Annotated in this window: 12 protein-coding genes; 5 read left to right on the top strand and 7 right to left on the bottom strand. The window is 69.9% G+C overall.

The features are described 5' to 3' along the window. Nucleotides 1–79: 79 nt before the first annotated feature. On the bottom strand, nucleotides 80–3457 hold the full coding sequence (locus tag CYJ26_RS08510; protein WP_244902050.1) for a UPF0182 family membrane protein: 3378 nt from the start codon (nucleotides 3455–3457) through the stop codon (nucleotides 80–82). A gap of 185 nt (nucleotides 3458–3642) precedes the next feature. Here CYJ26_RS08510 and CYJ26_RS08515 point away from each other — a divergent pair, with 185 nt between their 5' ends. Beyond that, the gene (locus CYJ26_RS08515) at nucleotides 3643–4221 is read left to right on the top strand and encodes a PPA1309 family protein (protein WP_006549247.1); all 579 of its coding nucleotides are present in this window, start codon (nucleotides 3643–3645) and stop codon (nucleotides 4219–4221) included. Between the two features lie 7 nt (nucleotides 4222–4228). Here the strand turns inward: CYJ26_RS08515 and CYJ26_RS08520 are convergent, their stop codons facing one another. Next, a complete protein-coding gene (locus CYJ26_RS08520) occupies nucleotides 4229–5704 on the bottom strand; it encodes a zinc-dependent metalloprotease (RefSeq protein WP_006549246.1) in 1476 nt (491 codons plus the stop codon). 173 nt (nucleotides 5705–5877) lie between these two features. Here CYJ26_RS08520 and CYJ26_RS08525 point away from each other — a divergent pair, with 173 nt between their 5' ends. Then, nucleotides 5878–7077: a YlbL family protein gene (locus CYJ26_RS08525; RefSeq protein WP_412186118.1), complete on the top strand. Its 1200-nt coding sequence runs from the start codon at nucleotides 5878–5880 to the stop codon at nucleotides 7075–7077. A 234-nt stretch (nucleotides 7078–7311) separates the two neighbouring features. Continuing rightward, nucleotides 7312–8295 (top strand): hypothetical protein, encoded by a 984-nt coding sequence (locus CYJ26_RS08530; protein ID WP_050765676.1) that lies wholly within the window; start codon nucleotides 7312–7314, stop codon nucleotides 8293–8295. Here the strand turns inward: CYJ26_RS08530 and CYJ26_RS08535 are convergent. Together CYJ26_RS08535 and nudC are read right to left on the bottom strand one after the other, a co-directional pair. Beyond that, the gene (locus CYJ26_RS08535) at nucleotides 8283–10376 is read right to left on the bottom strand and encodes an ATP-dependent helicase (RefSeq protein WP_040319763.1); all 2094 of its coding nucleotides are present in this window, start codon (nucleotides 10374–10376) and stop codon (nucleotides 8283–8285) included. The two genes, CYJ26_RS08530 and CYJ26_RS08535, sit on opposite strands and share 13 nt — an antisense overlap. 82 nt (nucleotides 10377–10458) lie before the next feature. Next, nucleotides 10459–11532, bottom strand: a complete 1074-nt coding sequence (gene nudC, locus CYJ26_RS08540; protein WP_006549242.1) for an NAD(+) diphosphatase — start codon at nucleotides 11530–11532, stop codon at nucleotides 10459–10461. A gap of 54 nt (nucleotides 11533–11586) precedes the next feature. Here nudC and CYJ26_RS08545 point away from each other — a divergent pair, with 54 nt between their 5' ends. Continuing rightward, nucleotides 11587–12885, top strand: a complete 1299-nt coding sequence (locus tag CYJ26_RS08545) for a cysteine desulfurase family protein (RefSeq protein ID WP_006549241.1) — start codon at nucleotides 11587–11589, stop codon at nucleotides 12883–12885. 196 nt (nucleotides 12886–13081) lie between these two features. Further along, complete coding sequence (gene mnmA, locus CYJ26_RS08550; RefSeq protein ID WP_006549240.1) at nucleotides 13082–14281, top strand: tRNA 2-thiouridine(34) synthase MnmA; 1200 nt, start codon at nucleotides 13082–13084, stop codon at nucleotides 14279–14281. A gap of 19 nt (nucleotides 14282–14300) precedes the next feature. Here mnmA and CYJ26_RS08555 read toward each other — a convergent pair whose 3' ends face one another. From CYJ26_RS08555 to CYJ26_RS08565, 3 genes are read right to left on the bottom strand one after another with little or no spacing between them, the layout of a single operon-like run. Further along, entirely contained in the window at nucleotides 14301–15128 is an 828-nt protein-coding gene (locus tag CYJ26_RS08555) for a hypothetical protein (protein WP_006549239.1), read from the bottom strand. Beyond that, a complete protein-coding gene (locus tag CYJ26_RS08560) occupies nucleotides 15128–15880 on the bottom strand; it encodes an ABC transporter ATP-binding protein (protein WP_006549238.1) in 753 nt (250 codons plus the stop codon). Before CYJ26_RS08560 ends, CYJ26_RS08555 begins: the two co-directional genes overlap by 1 nt. After that, entirely contained in the window at nucleotides 15877–16257 is a 381-nt protein-coding gene (locus CYJ26_RS08565) for a GntR family transcriptional regulator (protein WP_034236088.1), read from the bottom strand. The genes CYJ26_RS08560 and CYJ26_RS08565 overlap by 4 nt, the downstream gene beginning before the upstream one ends. Between the last annotated feature and the right edge of the window lie 55 nt (nucleotides 16258–16312).

Consider the following 16312-nt stretch of genomic DNA (forward strand, 5'->3'; position numbering starts at 1 on the left):
CTGGCCGCTGCCAGGGCGCTGCGCCGTCGTCACCGGAAAAGGTTGCTGGGCACCCGCGAGGCGCCCAGCAACCTCTCCCCTACTTCTTCAGCTCCTCCTGAGCAGCCACCGCCCGGTTGAGGGCGTCGTTGAGCCGGGTCTGGGCCTCGCCGTAAGCGGTCCAGTCCCCGTTCTTCATGGCCTCGTTCGCAGCCGTCATCGCGCTGCGCGCATCAACCAGCGCCGTATCCAGCCTCGTCTGGGCGTCGCCGGTGGCCGCTCCCTCACCAGGCGCCGGAGTATCTGCCTGCGTCGGCTCGGCCCCAGCTGCCTCACTCGGGGCGGCGGACGCCGCGGCGCCGTCACCATCCGCAGCGCCGGCCGCCGCCTGCTCATCGGAGGTGTTGTTGGCCGCAGCCGCGTCACCGTCAACCACGTCCTCACCGGTCTGGGCACCCGAGTCACCACCGAAGACCTGGTCAAGGGCCTCGGACAGCGTGTCAGCGAAGCCGACCTTGTCACCGAAGGAGACCAGCACCTTGCGCAGCAGCGGGTACTGCGTCCCCGAGGAGGACTGGACGTAGACGGGCTGGACGTAGAGCAGGCCACCGCCCACCGGCAGCGTGAGCAAGTTGCCCTTAATCACCTGCGATCCCTGCTGGCTGAGCAGGTTGAGGACCTGGGAGGCGGTGGAGTCAGAGTCGAAGTTGTTCTGCACCTGTCCCGGGCCGGAGACGTTGGACGAGCGCGGCAGCTCCAGCAGCCGCAGCTTGCCGTAGTCAGGGTTACGCACCCCGGGCTCGCCCGAGGCGGTCTCGGAGTCCACCGCCATGAAGCCGGTGAGCACGTTGCGGTCCGTGTTACCACCAATGATGTAGACGCTGGACAGCGAGAAGGAGGCCTTGTCCTGATCCGGCATCTTGAGCGTGAGGTAGTAGGGCGCCTGGGCTCCCGCACCGGACTTGGTCGGGTCGTCCGGGACCTTCCAGAAGTCACCACCGGAGTAGAAGTCCTCAGGGTTGGTGACGTGGTACTTCGCCATGACGGTGCGCTGGACCTTGAACAGGTCCTCCGGGTAGCGCATATGCGCCATAAGGTCGGCACTCATCTGGCTCATTGGGGTCACGGACCCGGGGAAGACCTTGGACCAGGCCGCCAGGATCGGGTCCTGCTCGTCCCACTCGTACAGGGTCACCGCACCGTCGTAGGCGTCCACCACGGCCTTGACCGAGTTGCGCACGTAGTTGGACTTCTCCGGCGCCCCCAGCAGAGAGGCCTGCCCGGTCGTCGCGTCAGACATCGAGTCCTCCAGGGACTCGTGCTGGGCGTAGGGGTAGTTGTTGGTCGTCGTGTAGCCGTCGAGGATCCACACCACGCGCTTGGGGGTGGAGGGATCGTCGTCGTCATCAACCACAGCCGGGTAGGGGTTACCGTCCAGCGTCAGCCACGGCGCCACCTTGGACACGCGCTGAGCGGGGTTGCGGTTGTACAGGATCTGTGAGCCGTCACGCACCTCCTGGGAGAACAGGATGTTCATCTCCTGGAAGCGCACGGCGTACAGCAGCCGGTTCCACGGGTTGGACACGTCCGGTCCGCCGTTGCCGGCAAAGGTCGTGTTGACCTGCCCCGAGTCCGACTTGTCGTCGGGGTAGTCCAGCTCGCGCGGGCTGCCGCCGTCGTCACCGCCCACGATCGAGTAGGACGGCGACTGCTGACCGAAGTAGATCCTCGGCTCGTACTCCCCCAGGTCACCAGAGGAGGGAATCCCGCCCTCCCAGAACGAGGGGTACCCGCCCGAGGCGACCGTGTTGCCGTAGGCCGTGACCATGCCGTAGCCGTGGGTGTAGACCGTGTGCTCGTTGATCCAGGTGCGCTGGCCCGCGTCCAGGCCGTCAAGGTTGAGCTCACGCACGGCGATCACCGTGTCTCGCGACTGTCCCTCGACGTTGTAGCGGTCGACGTTGAGGCTGGAGGCGAAGGAGTAGTACTGCTTGTTCTGCTGCAGCTGCTTGAAGGTCGCCGAGACCAGGTTGGGGTCCAGCAGACGGATCGACGTCGTCGACTCCGCGTCCTCCTTGAGCTGGCCCGCCTGGGCGGTGGTCGCGGCGTTGTAGTTCGTCGTCTCGATGCCGTCCAGGCCGTAGGCGGTCAGGGTGGCGTTGATGTTGCGCTGGATGTAGGGCGCCTCCTCACGCTGGGCGTTGGGGTCGACGACGAAGCGCTGGATGACCAGCGGGTACCCCGTGCCGATCAGCAGGGCCGAGGCGATCATGACGACGACGCCGGTCACCGGCAGCTTCCAGGACCGTGCTCGCACCGAGGCGATGAAGAGCACGGCGATCACGGCCGCGATCGCCGCCAGGATGGCGTTGGCGGGGATGACGGCGTTGACGTCGGTGTAGCTGGCGCCGTCGAACTTCGTGTTCGAGGAGTACAGCGCCTGGTAGCGGCTCAGCCAGTAGTCGGCGGCACGCAGCAGGGCGAACAGCGCCAGGAAGACCGACAGGTGGATACGCGCGGCCTTGGTGAAGTGCGGCTGGCGGGCCACGGAGATCCCGCCGTACAGGTAGTGGACCACCACGCTGGCCAGGCCGGCGAAGATGACCACCCTGCTGAGGTAGGACACCACCGTGGTCAGCACCGGCAGGATGAAGACGTAGAAGGACACGTCCAGCCCGAACTGCGGATCAGTGGTCCCAAAGGACTGGGAGTTGAGCGCCAGCATGACCTCACGCCAGTGCGGGACCAGCTCCAGCCCGGCAGCGAAGACACCCAGCAGCGCCGGCACGATGAAGGTCAGCGGCTTGCGCATCGGCTCGAAGGCCGTGCGGTAGGACTCCAGGTTCCGGGAGGCCTCGTCATAGGGCAGGGTGATCTCGCGCGCCCGGTAGGCCCGCGTCATAGCCGCCAGTACCGCCAGGAACATGATGAGCGTGCCGACGATGAACATGGCGCCCGCCGCGATCCACTGGGTCCACACCACGCGCGAGAAGCCGAGCTGACTGAACCACAGGACCTCAGTCCAGGTACGCGACAGGAACAGGAGCACCACGGCCAGTCCTGCCAGGATCATGATGGTCAGCGCCAGCGGCCCTGGTCCGCGGCGTCCCTCGCGTCCACGCGAACGCGGCGTGCCGGATCCTCCAGCGCCGTCACCGCCGTCGCCCGAGGCCTCGCCCGGCCGGTCGGCACGCCCGGCAGCACCACGCCCGGCGGCGCCGGAGCGAGCACCGCCGAAGAGCACGGTCGGGTCGAATCCGAAGGGGAAGCCTGCGTCCTGAGGCAGCTCGTCATCATCATCAGGAGGGCTGCTCCGCCTGGCGGCAGGCTCAGAAGCGCCGTCCTCCTGCCCGTGGTGGGGCGTGCGGGTGGCGTCGGGCTGGAAGAACCCGCCACGCACACGATCCTCGCGGCTGGAGGCAGGGTCCTCCTGGTCGCCGGGCTTGTCAGTGGGCTCGTCGTCGGGCCTGGTACTCACGTTCACTCCGTGTCGTGGTTGGCGCTGCGCGAATGCGCACGGGCTCCGGCCTCGGGTGCCGGACCCGCCCATCGTCCCACAGGTCACGCCAGCCCCACAAAGGCGCCCTCCCGGCACCCGGCGCCGTTGACGACGCCGCTGCCCCCGGCACACGCCCTCGCTGCGAGTGCCGATAGGCTCAGAGCATGTCTGACGCGTCCTCTTCCGCCACCCCCTCCCCTCTGCCCGCCGCGCAGGCCGCCCTGGCCCGCGTCGTCGCTGAGGTCGAGGAGCACATGTCCCACCGCGGATGGGACGCCCCGGTGGCCGTCTTCGCCCTCGTGCGCACGGCCGCCGCCCTGGAGGCGGACCCGGACCTGGCTGCGGTCCTGGATGAGGAAGCAGTGGCTGAGGCCAGGCAGGACCAGCACGCGCTGACCGTCATCGAGCAGGAGCAGCTGCCCGAGGCCACGGACCTGGAGGACCTGCTGGCCCAGCTCGCCTGGCCCGAGACCGTGGACGGGGTGGCCCTGAGCGTGGAGCGAGTGAGCCTGCCTCCCTCGGCGGAGGAGGAGGCTGTCTCCATCGCCGACCCACAGGAGCGGCTCGCTTTCCTGCAGTCCCACCCCGCACGTGACGACGTGCGGATCGTGGTCGGGGTGCTGCGCAGCGGGGAGGCGTGGTGCGCGGTACGCACCCGCTCCCACGACCGCACTGACGCCGTGGTCCAGGGCGAGGCGATGGTGCCCGGTCTCATTGAGGCCCTGGGCGCCACCTTCGCCTGAGCGGCTCTCAGTCCTGGTTCGCCTCCCCGAGGCCACCGGGGTTGTTCTCGTCAGCCTGGTCCGCGCCATCGGCATATCCCAGGGTCCCGTCCAGCAGGGAGGCGAGGTCCGCGTCGATCTGGGTGTCCAGGTCCGCGGCGGCGCGACGCATCGTGAGGAGGTCCTCGGGGCTGGCGAGCTCGGCCGCCGTCGGCATGACATCGGGGTGCTGCCAGAAGGCGTCCCGCTCACCGTCGCCGACTTCCTGGCCCAGCAGGGTCCACAGCCGCGCGGCCTCCCGCACGCGCCTGGGCCTGAATTCCAGGCCGATGAGCCGGGCAAAGACCTGCTCGGCGGCCCCGCCGGCCAGGCGACGACGACGCAGCATCTCCTGCAGCGCGACCGCATGAGGCAGGTGAGGAGCCGTCGCCCGGGCGGTGACGACCTCGACCCAGCCCTCAACCAGCGCGAGCAGGGTCTCCAGCTTCTCCAGAGCGTCCTTCTGCCCCTGGGTCTCCTGCGGGGCGAACATGCCAGACTCCAGGGCCTGGCGGATCGCCTCCGGGTCGGAGGGGTCAACCTGGGCGACGGCGGACTCCACGGCAGCGGTGTCAATGCGGATCTCGCGGGCGTAGGACTCCAGGGCGCCCAGGACCTGGCCGCGCAGCCACGGCACGTGCGCGTACAGGCGCGCCGTCGCGGCCTCACGCACGGCCAGGAACATGCCTACCTCCTCCTCGCTGGCCTCCAGGCCCTCGGTGAAGGCTGCCACCCCGGCCGGGACCAGGGCAGTGCCCGGCTGACGGCTCAGCGGCAGGCCGACGTCGGTGGCCGAGACGGTCTCAGCCGCAAGCTCACCAATAGCCCGCCCCAGCTGCAGCCCGAAGGCCGTCCCCGCCATCGAGCGCATGACCCCGGACAGCGCACCGATCTGGCGAGCGGTGTCCCCGGAGATCTCCTCATCATCGGCGGCCTGACGCAGCTGGCTCATCTGGTGCTCCAGCGCCGTGGCCAGGGCACCGGTGGCCGCCTGGGCAACCGGCGCGCACACCTCCTGCCAGGTGGGGAGCGTGCGCTCGACCCACTCGCTGCGTGACCAGGCCTCCCGAGCACCGGGAGCGGGCATGAAGTCCGTTACCGTGTCCAGCCACAGGTCGGCCACGCTCAGGGCCTGGCGGCTCTGTTCGGCCACGGCCGCAGTGATGGTGGGGTCACCTGGCACACGGGCGGTCTGGAGGGCGAGGTCCTTGCCCATGGTCCAGTTGACGGCCTCACCGGAGGAGGCGGTGGCCAGCAGCTGCTGCATCTGGGCCTGCATCGCCATCATCTGCCCGGGGCTCATCTCAGACAGGTCCGGCAACGCCCCCATCCGGGCCAGGTCTGCCGGGTCCACGCCGGAGGCCCGCAGCGCTCCGACGGCGTCGCCGGCGACCTGCGGTCCGAACAGCGAGGACAGCATCTGCTCGATCTCGTGGAAAGGGTCCTCATGGGCGGAGCTGGACATGGCTTCCTCTCGGTTGGTGCCCGAACGCGTCGGGTACGTGCCGCAACGCCTGTATGCTCCCACGCCTTCCTGGACGCCAACCGGATATGAGCCGAGTACGCCCATGGCGCTCACCGGCCCGCGCCCTGGCGTCGCGCAGATCACGCAGCGTGTTCCCAGGGTCCTGCCCCATGATGATCGCCGTGACCAGCCACTTCACCTCCTCCGACGGCGCGTGGCCCGCGCCCAGCCCTCGCCGGCACCGGCGTCGTCCTCGCCTGCGTGGGTGGGTCATCGCCCTCGTCCTCGCCGTCGTCCTGGCGGTGGCCGGGGCCACCATCCCGGTCAACGCCGTCATTGAGAGCCCCGGACCGACCTGGAACGTCCTGGGCTCGGCCGACGCCGCCGGCTCCGAGACCGAGTCAGGCCAGTCCGCCTCCATCATCTCCGTTGAAGGCACAACAACCTACCCGGCCGCCGGTGCGCTGCGGATGACGACGGTCGCGGTCCGTGGCTGCCCGGGTTACCCCGTCACCACCTTCGACCTCATCGCAGCCTGGCTGAGCCCGGAGCAGGCTGTGGTCGACCGGGAGAGCGTGTGCCCCTCGTCGATGAGCGCCGAGCAGGTTGAGCAGGCCAACCAGGCCCAGATGACCAGCTCAGAGCAGGCCGCGGTGGTTGCCGCGCTCCTGGAGAGTGGTCAGGCGACCCGCACGATCCTGACCATCCAGTCCATCGCCGAGGAGCAGAAGACGGCTGATGTCCGCTCGGGGGACGTCCTGGTCTCTCTCACTCCTGCTGGCGCCCAGACCACCACCATCAACTCCTTCAGCCAGCTACGCGAGCGCATGAGCACCATCGCCCCGGGTACCTCAGTCACCCTCGGTCTCCAGCGCGACGGCGAGGCCACCCAGACCACGCTGACCACCATCGCCCCCAGTGACGAGGATGGCGACGGCGAGCCGGACTCCTCAGGCTCGTTGCTCGGGCTCATGCTCCAGGTCAGTGCTGACTCGCCGGTCACCGCCTCCTTCGGCCTGCAGGACGTGGGCGGCCCCAGCGCCGGGATGATGTTCGCCCTGGGGATCATCGACTCCATCACTCCCGGCGACCTCACTGGAGGCAAGGACATCGCCGGGACGGGCACGATCTCGGTGGATGGCAGCGTCGGCCCCATCGGCGGGATCGCCCAGAAGATGGTGGGTGCCAAGGAATCCGGATCCGCCTTCTTCCTGGCGCCGGCTGACAACTGCTCCGACGTTGTTGGCCACGAGCCGGAGGGGATCCAGGTCTACGCGGTCGCTACCTTGCACGAGGCGGTCCAGGCCGTCCAGGCCATCGCCTCGGGGGACACGAGCTCGCTGAGCAACTGCCAGGCCTTCCTGACCCGTTAGGCCGGCGCGCGGCTGCTCACCGCGCGCCTACCCGCTACGCCCAGCAGCCGGCACTGCGACCGCAGCTGTGGATAACCTGAGCCGGCAGACGCCTGACCGGCGGTTATCCACAACCCTTCTCCTTCCTCTGGCCACAACGGCACCGGGGTGCGAGGCTCAGCTCACGCCTGAAGACGCCGAGTCCTTCTCCCGGATACGGCCACTTTCAGCGGTGGGCGAGGCAGGAAGGTTGTCATGCTGCGTGTACGAGGTCAGTCTCCGGTGCTGTGGCGTGGTCCGGGGCAGTGCCAGATCGGCGTCGATCCCGCCCAGGCACTCGTCCTTGACGATCTGACCGACTGCGAGCAGCATCTGCTCTTCCGCCTCCAGGACGGAGCCAGCGCTGAGGACATCTACCGGGCCTCACGCGCCACCCACACGCCCTTGGCCCGCGCCCACGCGCTGGTTCGCCTCCTGCGCAGCGAGGGAGTCCTCCTACCGGACAAGGACCGTCCGCATGACTGCGACGAGTCCTACTGGGAGCACCTGGTGCGTTCGCCTACCGAGCGTGTCCGCCAGCTACGTGAGTGCACCGTCGCGCTCCTGGGCGCTGGCCCGCTCACCGCGGAGCTGGCGGGCCTGCTCGCCGAGAGCGGGGTCGGCGCGATTCTCACCGAGGACGCCGGTCTGGCAGCAAGCCTGGAGTCCTCCTTCCCCCTGCTACGCAGCTTCACCGACAAGCCCTCCGGCCCCGACCTTGCTGTCCTCATCGACCCCTACGTCATCGATCCGATCCGCGAGCGCGCCCTCACCCAGGCCGGAGTACCGCACCTGAGCCTGACCGTCAGCGAGCTGACGGTCAGCATTGGTCCGCTCTTTGACGACTCGTCACCCGTGTGCCGAACCTGCTTGGAGCTGTGGGAGTGCGAGGCGGACCCGTGCTGGCCGGCGCTCGCCACCCAGGCACGTCTGCTGCCTGCCCCACCCTTAGAGAGGTTGCTGATTCACCACGCTGCCGCCGTCGCCACGCGCGCGGTGCTGGAGTGCCTGGTGGACAACCCCGGCGCCTGGCGGGGCCTGAGCGTGGATATCAGCGCGCTCAAGCCCTTGGGGGTGGTCCGCCAGTGGCAGCCTCACCCGCAGTGCCTGTGCTCGCTCACGCGCCAGGCTGTCCAGCAGGAGCCAGACAGCCTCTCAACAGCCGCCCCTGCAGCAGTCCAGGGTGCTCAGGACGAGTGATGCTCGCGCACCACCCGCAGGAGGGCGTCCCCGTACTCGGCCAGCTTGACCGGCCCGACCCCGTGGACGGCGGACAGCTGCGGCAGGGTCGAGGGCTTGAGGATGGCGATGAGTCGCAGGGTCGAGTCTGCGAAGACGGAGTAGGCCGGCACGGACTTGCTGCTGGCCACCTCCCCACGCCAGCGGCGCAGCTCCTCGAACAGGGCCACGGTCGAGGCGTCATTCTCCGCCTCGAACTCGGCAGCTGCCTGACGCCTGGAGGACCTGGGCGAGGAGAGCTTGGCGGCACGGGGCGGCGTGGGCTCCGCCGTCGGCCAGATCCCGGTCAGGAAGCGTGAGGGCTTGCGGCTGGCACGTGAGCCGGTGGCGCGCGCCCGGGCGTAGCTGAGGACCAGGTGCTCGCGCGCACGCGTGACAGCCACGTAGAGCAAGCGCCGTTCCTCCTCGATCCCTTCCGGCCCCTCGGCCAGGCTGATCGGCAGCAGTCCGTCCGTGACCCCGACGATGATGACGGCGTCCCACTCCAGTCCCTTGGCCGCGTGGATCGTGGACAGCGTCACGCCCTCAACGGCAGGGGCGTTCTGGGCCTGAGCCCGTTCCTCCAGCTCACGGACCAGTCCGCCCAGGTCCGCCCCGCGCGTGGAAGCAAGATCGTCCGCCAGCTCAACCAAGGCGTTGAGGCTGTCCCACCTCTCGCGCATAGCACCGCGGGGTGAGGGAGGCTGAGGAGCCCAGCCGACCCGCGCAAGTACGGTGCGTGCGTCCTCACCCACGTCCCCGCTGAGCTGACCGCGCTCGGTCGTCGCCGCCGCGCGCAGGCGTCGCATGGCGGTACGCACCTCCTCGCGCTCGAAGAAGCGTGCTCCTCCCCGCACCAGCCGCCCGATACCGGCCTCGGCCAGAGCCTGCTCAATGGCCGGGGCCTGGGCCGCGGTACGGTAGAGAACCGCGATCTCGCTGAGCGGGACCCCGGCCGTGTGCAGCCGGCGGACCTGAGCCACCACGCCCTCGGCCTCGCAGACGTCATCCTCGTAGTCGGTGAAACGCACGGCCGGACCGCTGGGACGCTGAGCCACCAGCTCAACCGCTCCGGCCGGCAGCGCCAGCCGGCCCGAGCGCCGTGGACGTGAGAGCACCCGGTTGGCCAGCGAGACCACCTGTGGGGTCGAGCGGTAGTCCCGCGTCAGCCGCACGGTGCGGGCACCGGGATACTCCGAGGCGAAGCCGGTGAGGTAACGGGGAGTGGCCCCGGTGAAGGAGTAGATCGTCTGGGACACGTCCCCCACCACGCACAGCTGGCTGCGCCGCTCCCCCAGCCACAGCTGGAGCAGACGGTGCTGGAGGGGCGAGACGTCCTGGTACTCGTCCACCACGAAGTGCTTGTACTGGCCACGTATCTGCGCCGCCACGTCCTCCCGGCTGCGCAGCACCGCCACCATGAGCAGCAGGACGTCCTCGAAGTCGATGACCTCGCTCTCAGTCTTGACCTCCTCGTAGGCTTCATACAGTCGCGCCACCGTGTCCAGGTCCAGCCCGCCGGGCGCGGTGCGGCCGGCCTCCACAGCTCGCTGGGCGTAGGTCTGCGGACGCGTCATCGTCACCTTGGCCCACTCGACCTCGGCAGCCAGGTCTCGCACGAAAGCGCGGTCGCTGGGAAGCCCCAGGCGCCGGGCCGCCGTCATGACCAGACCGGCCTTCGTCTCCTGGACGCGGGGCCTGCGCCCGCCGATCACCGTGGGATAGAAGTAGTCCAGCTGACGCAGCGCCGCGGAGTGGAAGGTGCGTGCCTGGACTAGGGGCACCCCCAGGTCCGCCAGCCGCGAGCGCATCTCCCCGGCCGCCCGCTGGGTGAAGGTGACGGCCAGGACCTGGCTGGGCTGGTAGGCGCCGACTCCCGCACCGTAGGCGATGCGGTAGGTGATGGCCCGGGTCTTTCCGGTGCCGGCTCCTGCCAGCACGCACATCGGCCCTTCCAGGTGCTCAGCGACCTCACGCTGGTCCGGGTCCAAGGCGTCAAGAAGCTCCTCGGGGCTGCGAGGTCGCGGCGTCGAGAGACGTGGAGCGCTGGCTGGCTGGTTCATCGGTGACAGCCTGCCACGATCCACCGACATCAATCACAGCCCGCTCCCGCACGCCCGCCCCGTCCCCGCCTGGGGACAGCGGTCACTGCACCGCGTCGTACCAACGGTCGATGAGCATGCGCGCGATCGACGTCCTCCCGGGCAGGACGAGCGTGCCTTTTCTCACGGCCTGGTCGAGCTCGTCCCGGCTGAGCACCCGCACGTCAGTGACTTCCTCGCCGTCGGGCCTGGCCGTAACCTGGCCGGGCTCCAGCCAGGCGCGGTAGCCGAGCATGAGGGAGCGTGGGAAGGGCCAGGGCTGGGTGGCCACGTGCTCGACCCGCGCCACCCGTAGCCCGGTCTCCTCAGCCACCTCGCGCACCACCGCCGCCTCCGCGCTCTCACCGGCCTCAACGAAGCCGGCCACCGTGGAGTAGCGGCCGGGCTGCCACGCGGCGCCGTGGACCAGGACGATCCGGTCACGCTCATCGGTGACGGCCATGATGACGGCGGGGTCCGTCCGCGGGAAGGACAGCGCACCGCAGCCCGGACACTGACGTGCCCAGCCGGCCTGGACGATCTGCGTGCACTGCCCGCAGGCCGCGCAGTACGGGGCGCTGGCGTGCCAGGTGGCCAGGGCGACGGCCGGGGTCACCAGCCCGACGTCGTGCGCCGTCATCGCGGCCCCCACCGCACGCAGCGCCGAGGCCGGGTAACGCTGTGTCAGCGCGGCCAGGTCAGGCCGCGAGCGCGCGGCCCCCTCGGCGTCGCCGGGCTGAGCGGCCTCGTTCTCAGGCGGGACGACGGCGGCCACCCAGCTCACGCCGTCAGCCTGCCCGAGGTAGAAGGTCACCAGGCCCGCCAGGTCGAGGTCCGTGGCTGACAACGGTGCCAGGCTCGGTGCGCCCTGGGCGGAGGTGAATCCGGGTGAGCCGGCCTGTGCCGGGGTCAGGCCGTCGGCAGGCAGGTCAGGGTGGGCGGCCGGCGCATCGAGGTGAACGCGGCCGCGGGCGTCAACGAGGACCAGGCGGGTAGCGGGGTCAGCGGCCAGGCGCTCCAGCAGGCCCGGCTCGCTGCGCCGGGCGGCGTCACGGTCGGTGCAGCTGCGCGCCAGGGACAGCTCAGGGGCCGGGGTCTGGGGGCAGGTTCCTGAATCCGGCGGCGGGAGTGTCTGCATGCCTGAAGCCTAGGCGCGACAGTTCGCGTCAGTGGCCCCGCCTACCCTGGTGCCATGTCCGCTCACACCGCGCCTCCCCCGGCCTCACGGCCCTCCCCTGCCCTAGGGCAGGCGGCTACAACGCCGCGTGGAGATGGGCGCGTCTACCTCGATTACGCCGCCTCAGCCCCCGTCCGCCCTCAGGTCGCCGAGCAGGTCGCGCAGGATCTGGGCTCAGGCCTGGGCGGGTGGGCAAGCCCGTCGGCGCAGCACGCCTCAGGTCGACGCGCCAGCGCCCTGCTGTCGCAGGCTCGTGCACGAGTCGCCCAGGCCCTGGGCGCGGGCCCCCACGAGGTCTTGTTCACCTCAGGCGGCTCGGAGGCGGACTCCCTGGCTGTCATCGGCCGGGTCATGGCAGCCCGCGCCGCTGGCGTGGAGCGTCCGCAGGTCGTGATCAGCGGCGTCGAGCACCCGGCTGTGGCGGACTCCGCCCGGGTGGCGCAGTCCCTGGGCGCCGAGCTCACGGTGCTGGGTGTGGACGCGGCTGGGCGGGTGGACCCGGCCCGGGCCGCCTCGGCGCTCGATCCCGGACGCACGGCCCTGGTCAGCGTCATGACGGCGAATAACGAGACCGGCGTGGTCCAGGACGTGGCCGGGATCGTCTCCGCCGTGCGGCAGGCGAGCCCCGGGGCGCGTCGTGGCGGCCCTGAATGGGTCCCGGTCCACACGGATGCCGTGGCCGCCGTCGCTCACCTGCCCGTTGACTTTAATGCCTGGGACCTGGACGCGCTATCCCTGTCCGGGCACAAGCTCGGGGCACCAGTCGGCGTCGGCGTGCTCGTCCTGCGCCGTGAGGTCGCCCTGACCCCGGCTGCAGGCGGCGGCCGCCAGGAGCGTGGGATCCGCTCAGGAACCCAGGACGTCGTCGGTGCCCGTGCCCTGGCGCTGGCCCTGGAGCTGGCTGTGGCCGAGCGTGAGAGGGAGGCCGCGCGCCTAGAGAAGCTGCGCGCCCACCTGCTGGCTGGCGCAACAGCGCTGCCCGGCGTGCGTGCGACGCTGCCGGTGCAGGCCCCTCACCTGCCCGGCACAGCGCATCTGACTTGCCAGGGGGCTGACTCCGAGGCCCTGCTCATGGACCTGGACCTGGCCGGCATCGACGCCTCGGCCGGCTCAGCCTGCCACGCCGGGGTCACCCAGCCTTCCGCCGTCATGCTCGCCATGGGCCATGACGAGGCGACGGCGCGCTCCACCCTGCGCGCCACGATGGGTCGAGCCACCACGGCCCAGGACGTGGACCGGCTGCTGGCGGCGCTGCCTCACGCTCTGGAGGTGGCGCGTCGGGCAAGTGCCCTACGCCGAGGCAGCGCAGGCTGAACCCGCACGAGCCGTGTCCAGGGCATCGAGGTCAACCCGCTCAAGGCCGGTTGCCATCAGGTCTGAAAGGTCACGGCCCCACCCCTCGCCAGTGGCCAGGCACGGAGGCTAGGCTCCCGTGAGCCCGGGAACGACGCCCCGGCTACCGGCCTGTCTGTCGCTTCGCCGCGCCAGGCCACCGACGTCAGGAGGAACCATGCGCGTGCTCGCTGCGCTGTCAGGCGGAGTTGACTCCGCCGTCGCCGCTGCACGCGCGGTGGAGGCCGGGCACGAGGTGGTGGGAGTCCATATGGCGCTCACCCGTCACCGTGCCCAGACCCGCTCGGGCTCACGCGGGTGCTGCTCGATCGAGGACTCCGCGGACGCACGCTGGGCCGCCGAGATCCTCGGCATCCCCTTCTACGTGTGGGACCTGTCTGAGGAGTTCGAGGACAGGGTCGTGGCGGACTTCCTGTCCGAGTACCGCGCAGGACGCACACCCAACCCCTGCGTGCGCTGCAACGAGCGGGTCAAGTTTGACGCCCTGCTGGAGCGCGGCCTGGCGATGGGCTTCGACGCCGTGGCCACCGGCCACTACGCCCGGCTCACCGGGGGCGCGAGCTCGGGACGCCCCGGAGACACCCACGACCTGTGCCTGTCCCGCGCGGCTGACGCTGCCAAGGACCAGTCCTACGTGCTGGCTGTCTCCGGACGTGAGGGCCTGTCCCGAGCGCTCTTTCCCCTGGGTGATGCCCCCTCGAAGGCTGCCGTGCGCGCGGAGGCCGCCGAGCGCGGGCTGCCGGTAGCGGACAAGCCGGACTCCTATGACATCTGCTTTGTGGCCGACGGCGACACCCGTGGCTTCCTCCAGCGCTCGCTCGGCACCCAGGAGGGCACGCTGGTCAGCCCGGACGGTGAGGTCCTGGGCACGCACGAGGGCTACTTCGGCTTCACCGTCGGCCAGCGCAAGGGACTGGGCCTGACCCGCCCAGCACCCGATGGCCAGCCGCGTTACGTCATCGCCACGCGTCCGGCCACCAACGAGGTCGTCGTAGGCCCGCGCGAGCTGCTCTCCCGACACGAGATCGAGGCTGACGCCCTGGTCCTGCTGGCGGACCCGACCGCGCTGGGACCGGCCACGCTGCGCACCCAGAGCCCTGGCGGCCAGGGAGGTCCGGAGAGTCCGGGTGAGGCAGCCCCCGGCGTGACCGAAGCCGGCATGGGCTGGGCCGGCGTCGCCGTGCAGGTGCGCGCCCACGGCCGGCCGGTGTCGGCTGACGTCACTGTTGACCCGTCGTCGACCACCTTGCACGCCCGGCTGCACGAGCCGCTGCGGGGCCTCGCGGCTGGGCAGAGCGTCGTCGTCTATGGCGGTGCAGACGGCGAGCAGGTCCTGGCCCAGGCAACCGTCGCCTGAGCCAGGACGCCTCACCGGCTCAGCGCAGGCTCGTGTGCTTCTCAATCGCTGGCACCGCCCGCCAGGCAAGCACTGCTGCCAGGACCAGCGGCACCGGGAGGAAGCCCAGCCCCAGGACCGAGGGATCCTCACCCGTGCCCCACGTCGCCACCATGGAGGGCAACGACCCCTCCCACACGATCTGATGGCTCGGCAGGTCCAAGCCGACTGGCACGACGATGATGGCCGCCACCGTGAGCACCTGGCCGATGAGGTAGACCGCGAGAACGCCGATCACCGGCGCACCAAGCCCCATGCGGTTCCACCTGGCCTTGGCACCAATGGACATGACCGCCTCGATGATGACGATCCAGGCCAGCATCTGCAGGATGAGGAAGGCCACGAAGCCCCAGAAGAACCCAACCCCGATACCGTCGATGACCTCACGCAGCGGAGCGAAGACGCTACTGACCTCCGCCCCGCGAGCCCAGGCACTGACCAGGACCGCTGCCGTCACGCCGAGGGTAGCGAAGACCACTGAGACCAGGCTCGCTGCCAGGCTGAAGAGCACCTTGGCGCCGAAGACCTCGCGTCCCCGAGCCGGAACAGCCATCGTGAGATAACCACGCTGGCCGTACATTGACTGCCAGTAGTCGATCAGCTCGCTGACCACAATGATCGGAATTGCGATCAGGAACGCGCCCATGCTGGCGCCGAAGGTCAACGTGGTCAGGGAATCGGCCCCCATGTGTGCCGGCACCGCCCCGATTGCTGAGGCTCCCAGGCCTGCGACCGTTAAGATCGCGAAGACCTGGCCATAGGTCCGCCCCTTGAGGATCACCTCCTCCTTGAGCAGCGTGGCAAGCATCAGCGGTACTCCTTCCTAAACAGGGCGTCCAGGCCCATGCCGTGCTTCTCGCGCAGGTCGTCGGCGTCGCCAGCCAGCAGCAGCCGGCCGGCATCGAGGAAGACGGCCGAGTCCACGATGGATTCGACGTCGGCGATGAGGTGGGTGGAGATGAGCAGGAGGGCCTCGGGATCGAAGTCGGCCAGGATGCCGTCGAGAATGACCTCGCGGGTGGCAGGGTCCACCCCGGAAATCGGCTCGTCCAGGAGATAGACCTCGGCACGGCGGGACATGGTCAGCGCGATCCGCAGCTTCTCCCCCATGCCCTTGCTCATCTCCTTGAGCGTGCGGTCCTGAGGCAGCTTGAAGTGACGGACCAGCTCACGTGCCTTGTCCTGATCGAAGTCGGCGAAGAGCCGAGAAAACTGGTCAGTGGCTGCTGACGCGGTCAAGGACTCAGACAGGAAGGCGGCGTCGGGGAGGAAGGCGACGCGAGCCTTGGACGCCGGACCGGGCGCGTAGCCGGCCACGCTCACCTCGCCGTCGTAGTCGGACAGCACACCGGCCAGGATCTTGAGCAGGGTGGTCTTGCCTGAGCCGTTGGAGCCCATGAGGCCGGTGACGCGGCCTGCCGGCAGGGTCAGGCTGAGGTCGTCAAGCGCCGCCATCGTCCCGAATCGCTTGGTCAGGTGACGCACGACGACGGCGCTGCGGCCGCTTGATCCGGGAACCAGCGGGATGGCGCCGCTGGGCTGGGAGTCGGCGGGGGTCATGTGTTCTCTCCTTCGGCATGAAGATCGGACCAGCGCACCGCGAGCAGGCGGGTAACCTCCTCCAGGCTCATACCGAGCCCGGTCAAGGAGGTGAGGTAGGCGTCGGTGGCCTCGGTGGCCAGCTCGGCACGGACTGCGTCCAGGACAGCACCGTCAGCGGTGACGAAGCGTCCGGCGGTGCGCTCGGCTGCGGTCAGCCCCGTGCGGTCAAGCGCGGCAAGCGCACGCTGGACCGTGTTGGGGTTCACGCCGGCGCTTGAGGCCAGCTCGCGCACACTGGGGATCTTGCTTCCCGGCGCCCACTGGCCCGAGACGATCCGCAGGCGGAACTCGGCGACGAGCTGGACCCAGATCGGGCGCGAGTCGTCAATCTGCATCAGGCTCCCCACCTCCCATCTGTATTGGTGCATTAATACAGTGACACAATCGGGT

The organism is Actinomyces urogenitalis, from assembly GCF_002861525.1.
Lineage (GTDB): Bacteria > Actinomycetota > Actinomycetes > Actinomycetales > Actinomycetaceae > Actinomyces > Actinomyces urogenitalis.

Excerpts from the sequence above, each read along its gene's own strand:
- CYJ26_RS08535 (WP_040319763.1), bottom strand. The coding sequence starts at position 10,376 with ATGAACCAGCCAGCCAGCGCTCCACGTCTCTCGACGCCGCGACCTCGC.
- CYJ26_RS08515 (WP_006549247.1), top strand. The coding sequence starts at position 3,643 with ATGTCTGACGCGTCCTCTTCCGCCACCCCCTCCCCTCTGCCCGCCGCG.
- CYJ26_RS08565 (WP_034236088.1), bottom strand. The coding sequence starts at position 16,257 with ATGCAGATTGACGACTCGCGCCCGATCTGGGTCCAGCTCGTCGCCGAG.
- CYJ26_RS08555 (WP_006549239.1), bottom strand. The coding sequence starts at position 15,128 with ATGCTTGCCACGCTGCTCAAGGAGGAGGTGATCCTCAAGGGGCGGACC.
- nudC (WP_006549242.1), bottom strand. The coding sequence starts at position 11,532 with ATGCAGACACTCCCGCCGCCGGATTCAGGAACCTGCCCCCAGACCCCG.
- mnmA (WP_006549240.1), top strand. The coding sequence starts at position 13,082 with ATGCGCGTGCTCGCTGCGCTGTCAGGCGGAGTTGACTCCGCCGTCGCC.
- CYJ26_RS08545 (WP_006549241.1), top strand. The coding sequence starts at position 11,587 with ATGTCCGCTCACACCGCGCCTCCCCCGGCCTCACGGCCCTCCCCTGCC.
- CYJ26_RS08530 (WP_050765676.1), top strand. The coding sequence starts at position 7,312 with ATGCTGCGTGTACGAGGTCAGTCTCCGGTGCTGTGGCGTGGTCCGGGG.
- CYJ26_RS08525 (WP_412186118.1), top strand. The coding sequence starts at position 5,878 with ATGATCGCCGTGACCAGCCACTTCACCTCCTCCGACGGCGCGTGGCCC.
- CYJ26_RS08520 (WP_006549246.1), bottom strand. The coding sequence starts at position 5,704 with ATGTCCAGCTCCGCCCATGAGGACCCTTTCCACGAGATCGAGCAGATG.
- CYJ26_RS08560 (WP_006549238.1), bottom strand. The coding sequence starts at position 15,880 with ATGACCCCCGCCGACTCCCAGCCCAGCGGCGCCATCCCGCTGGTTCCC.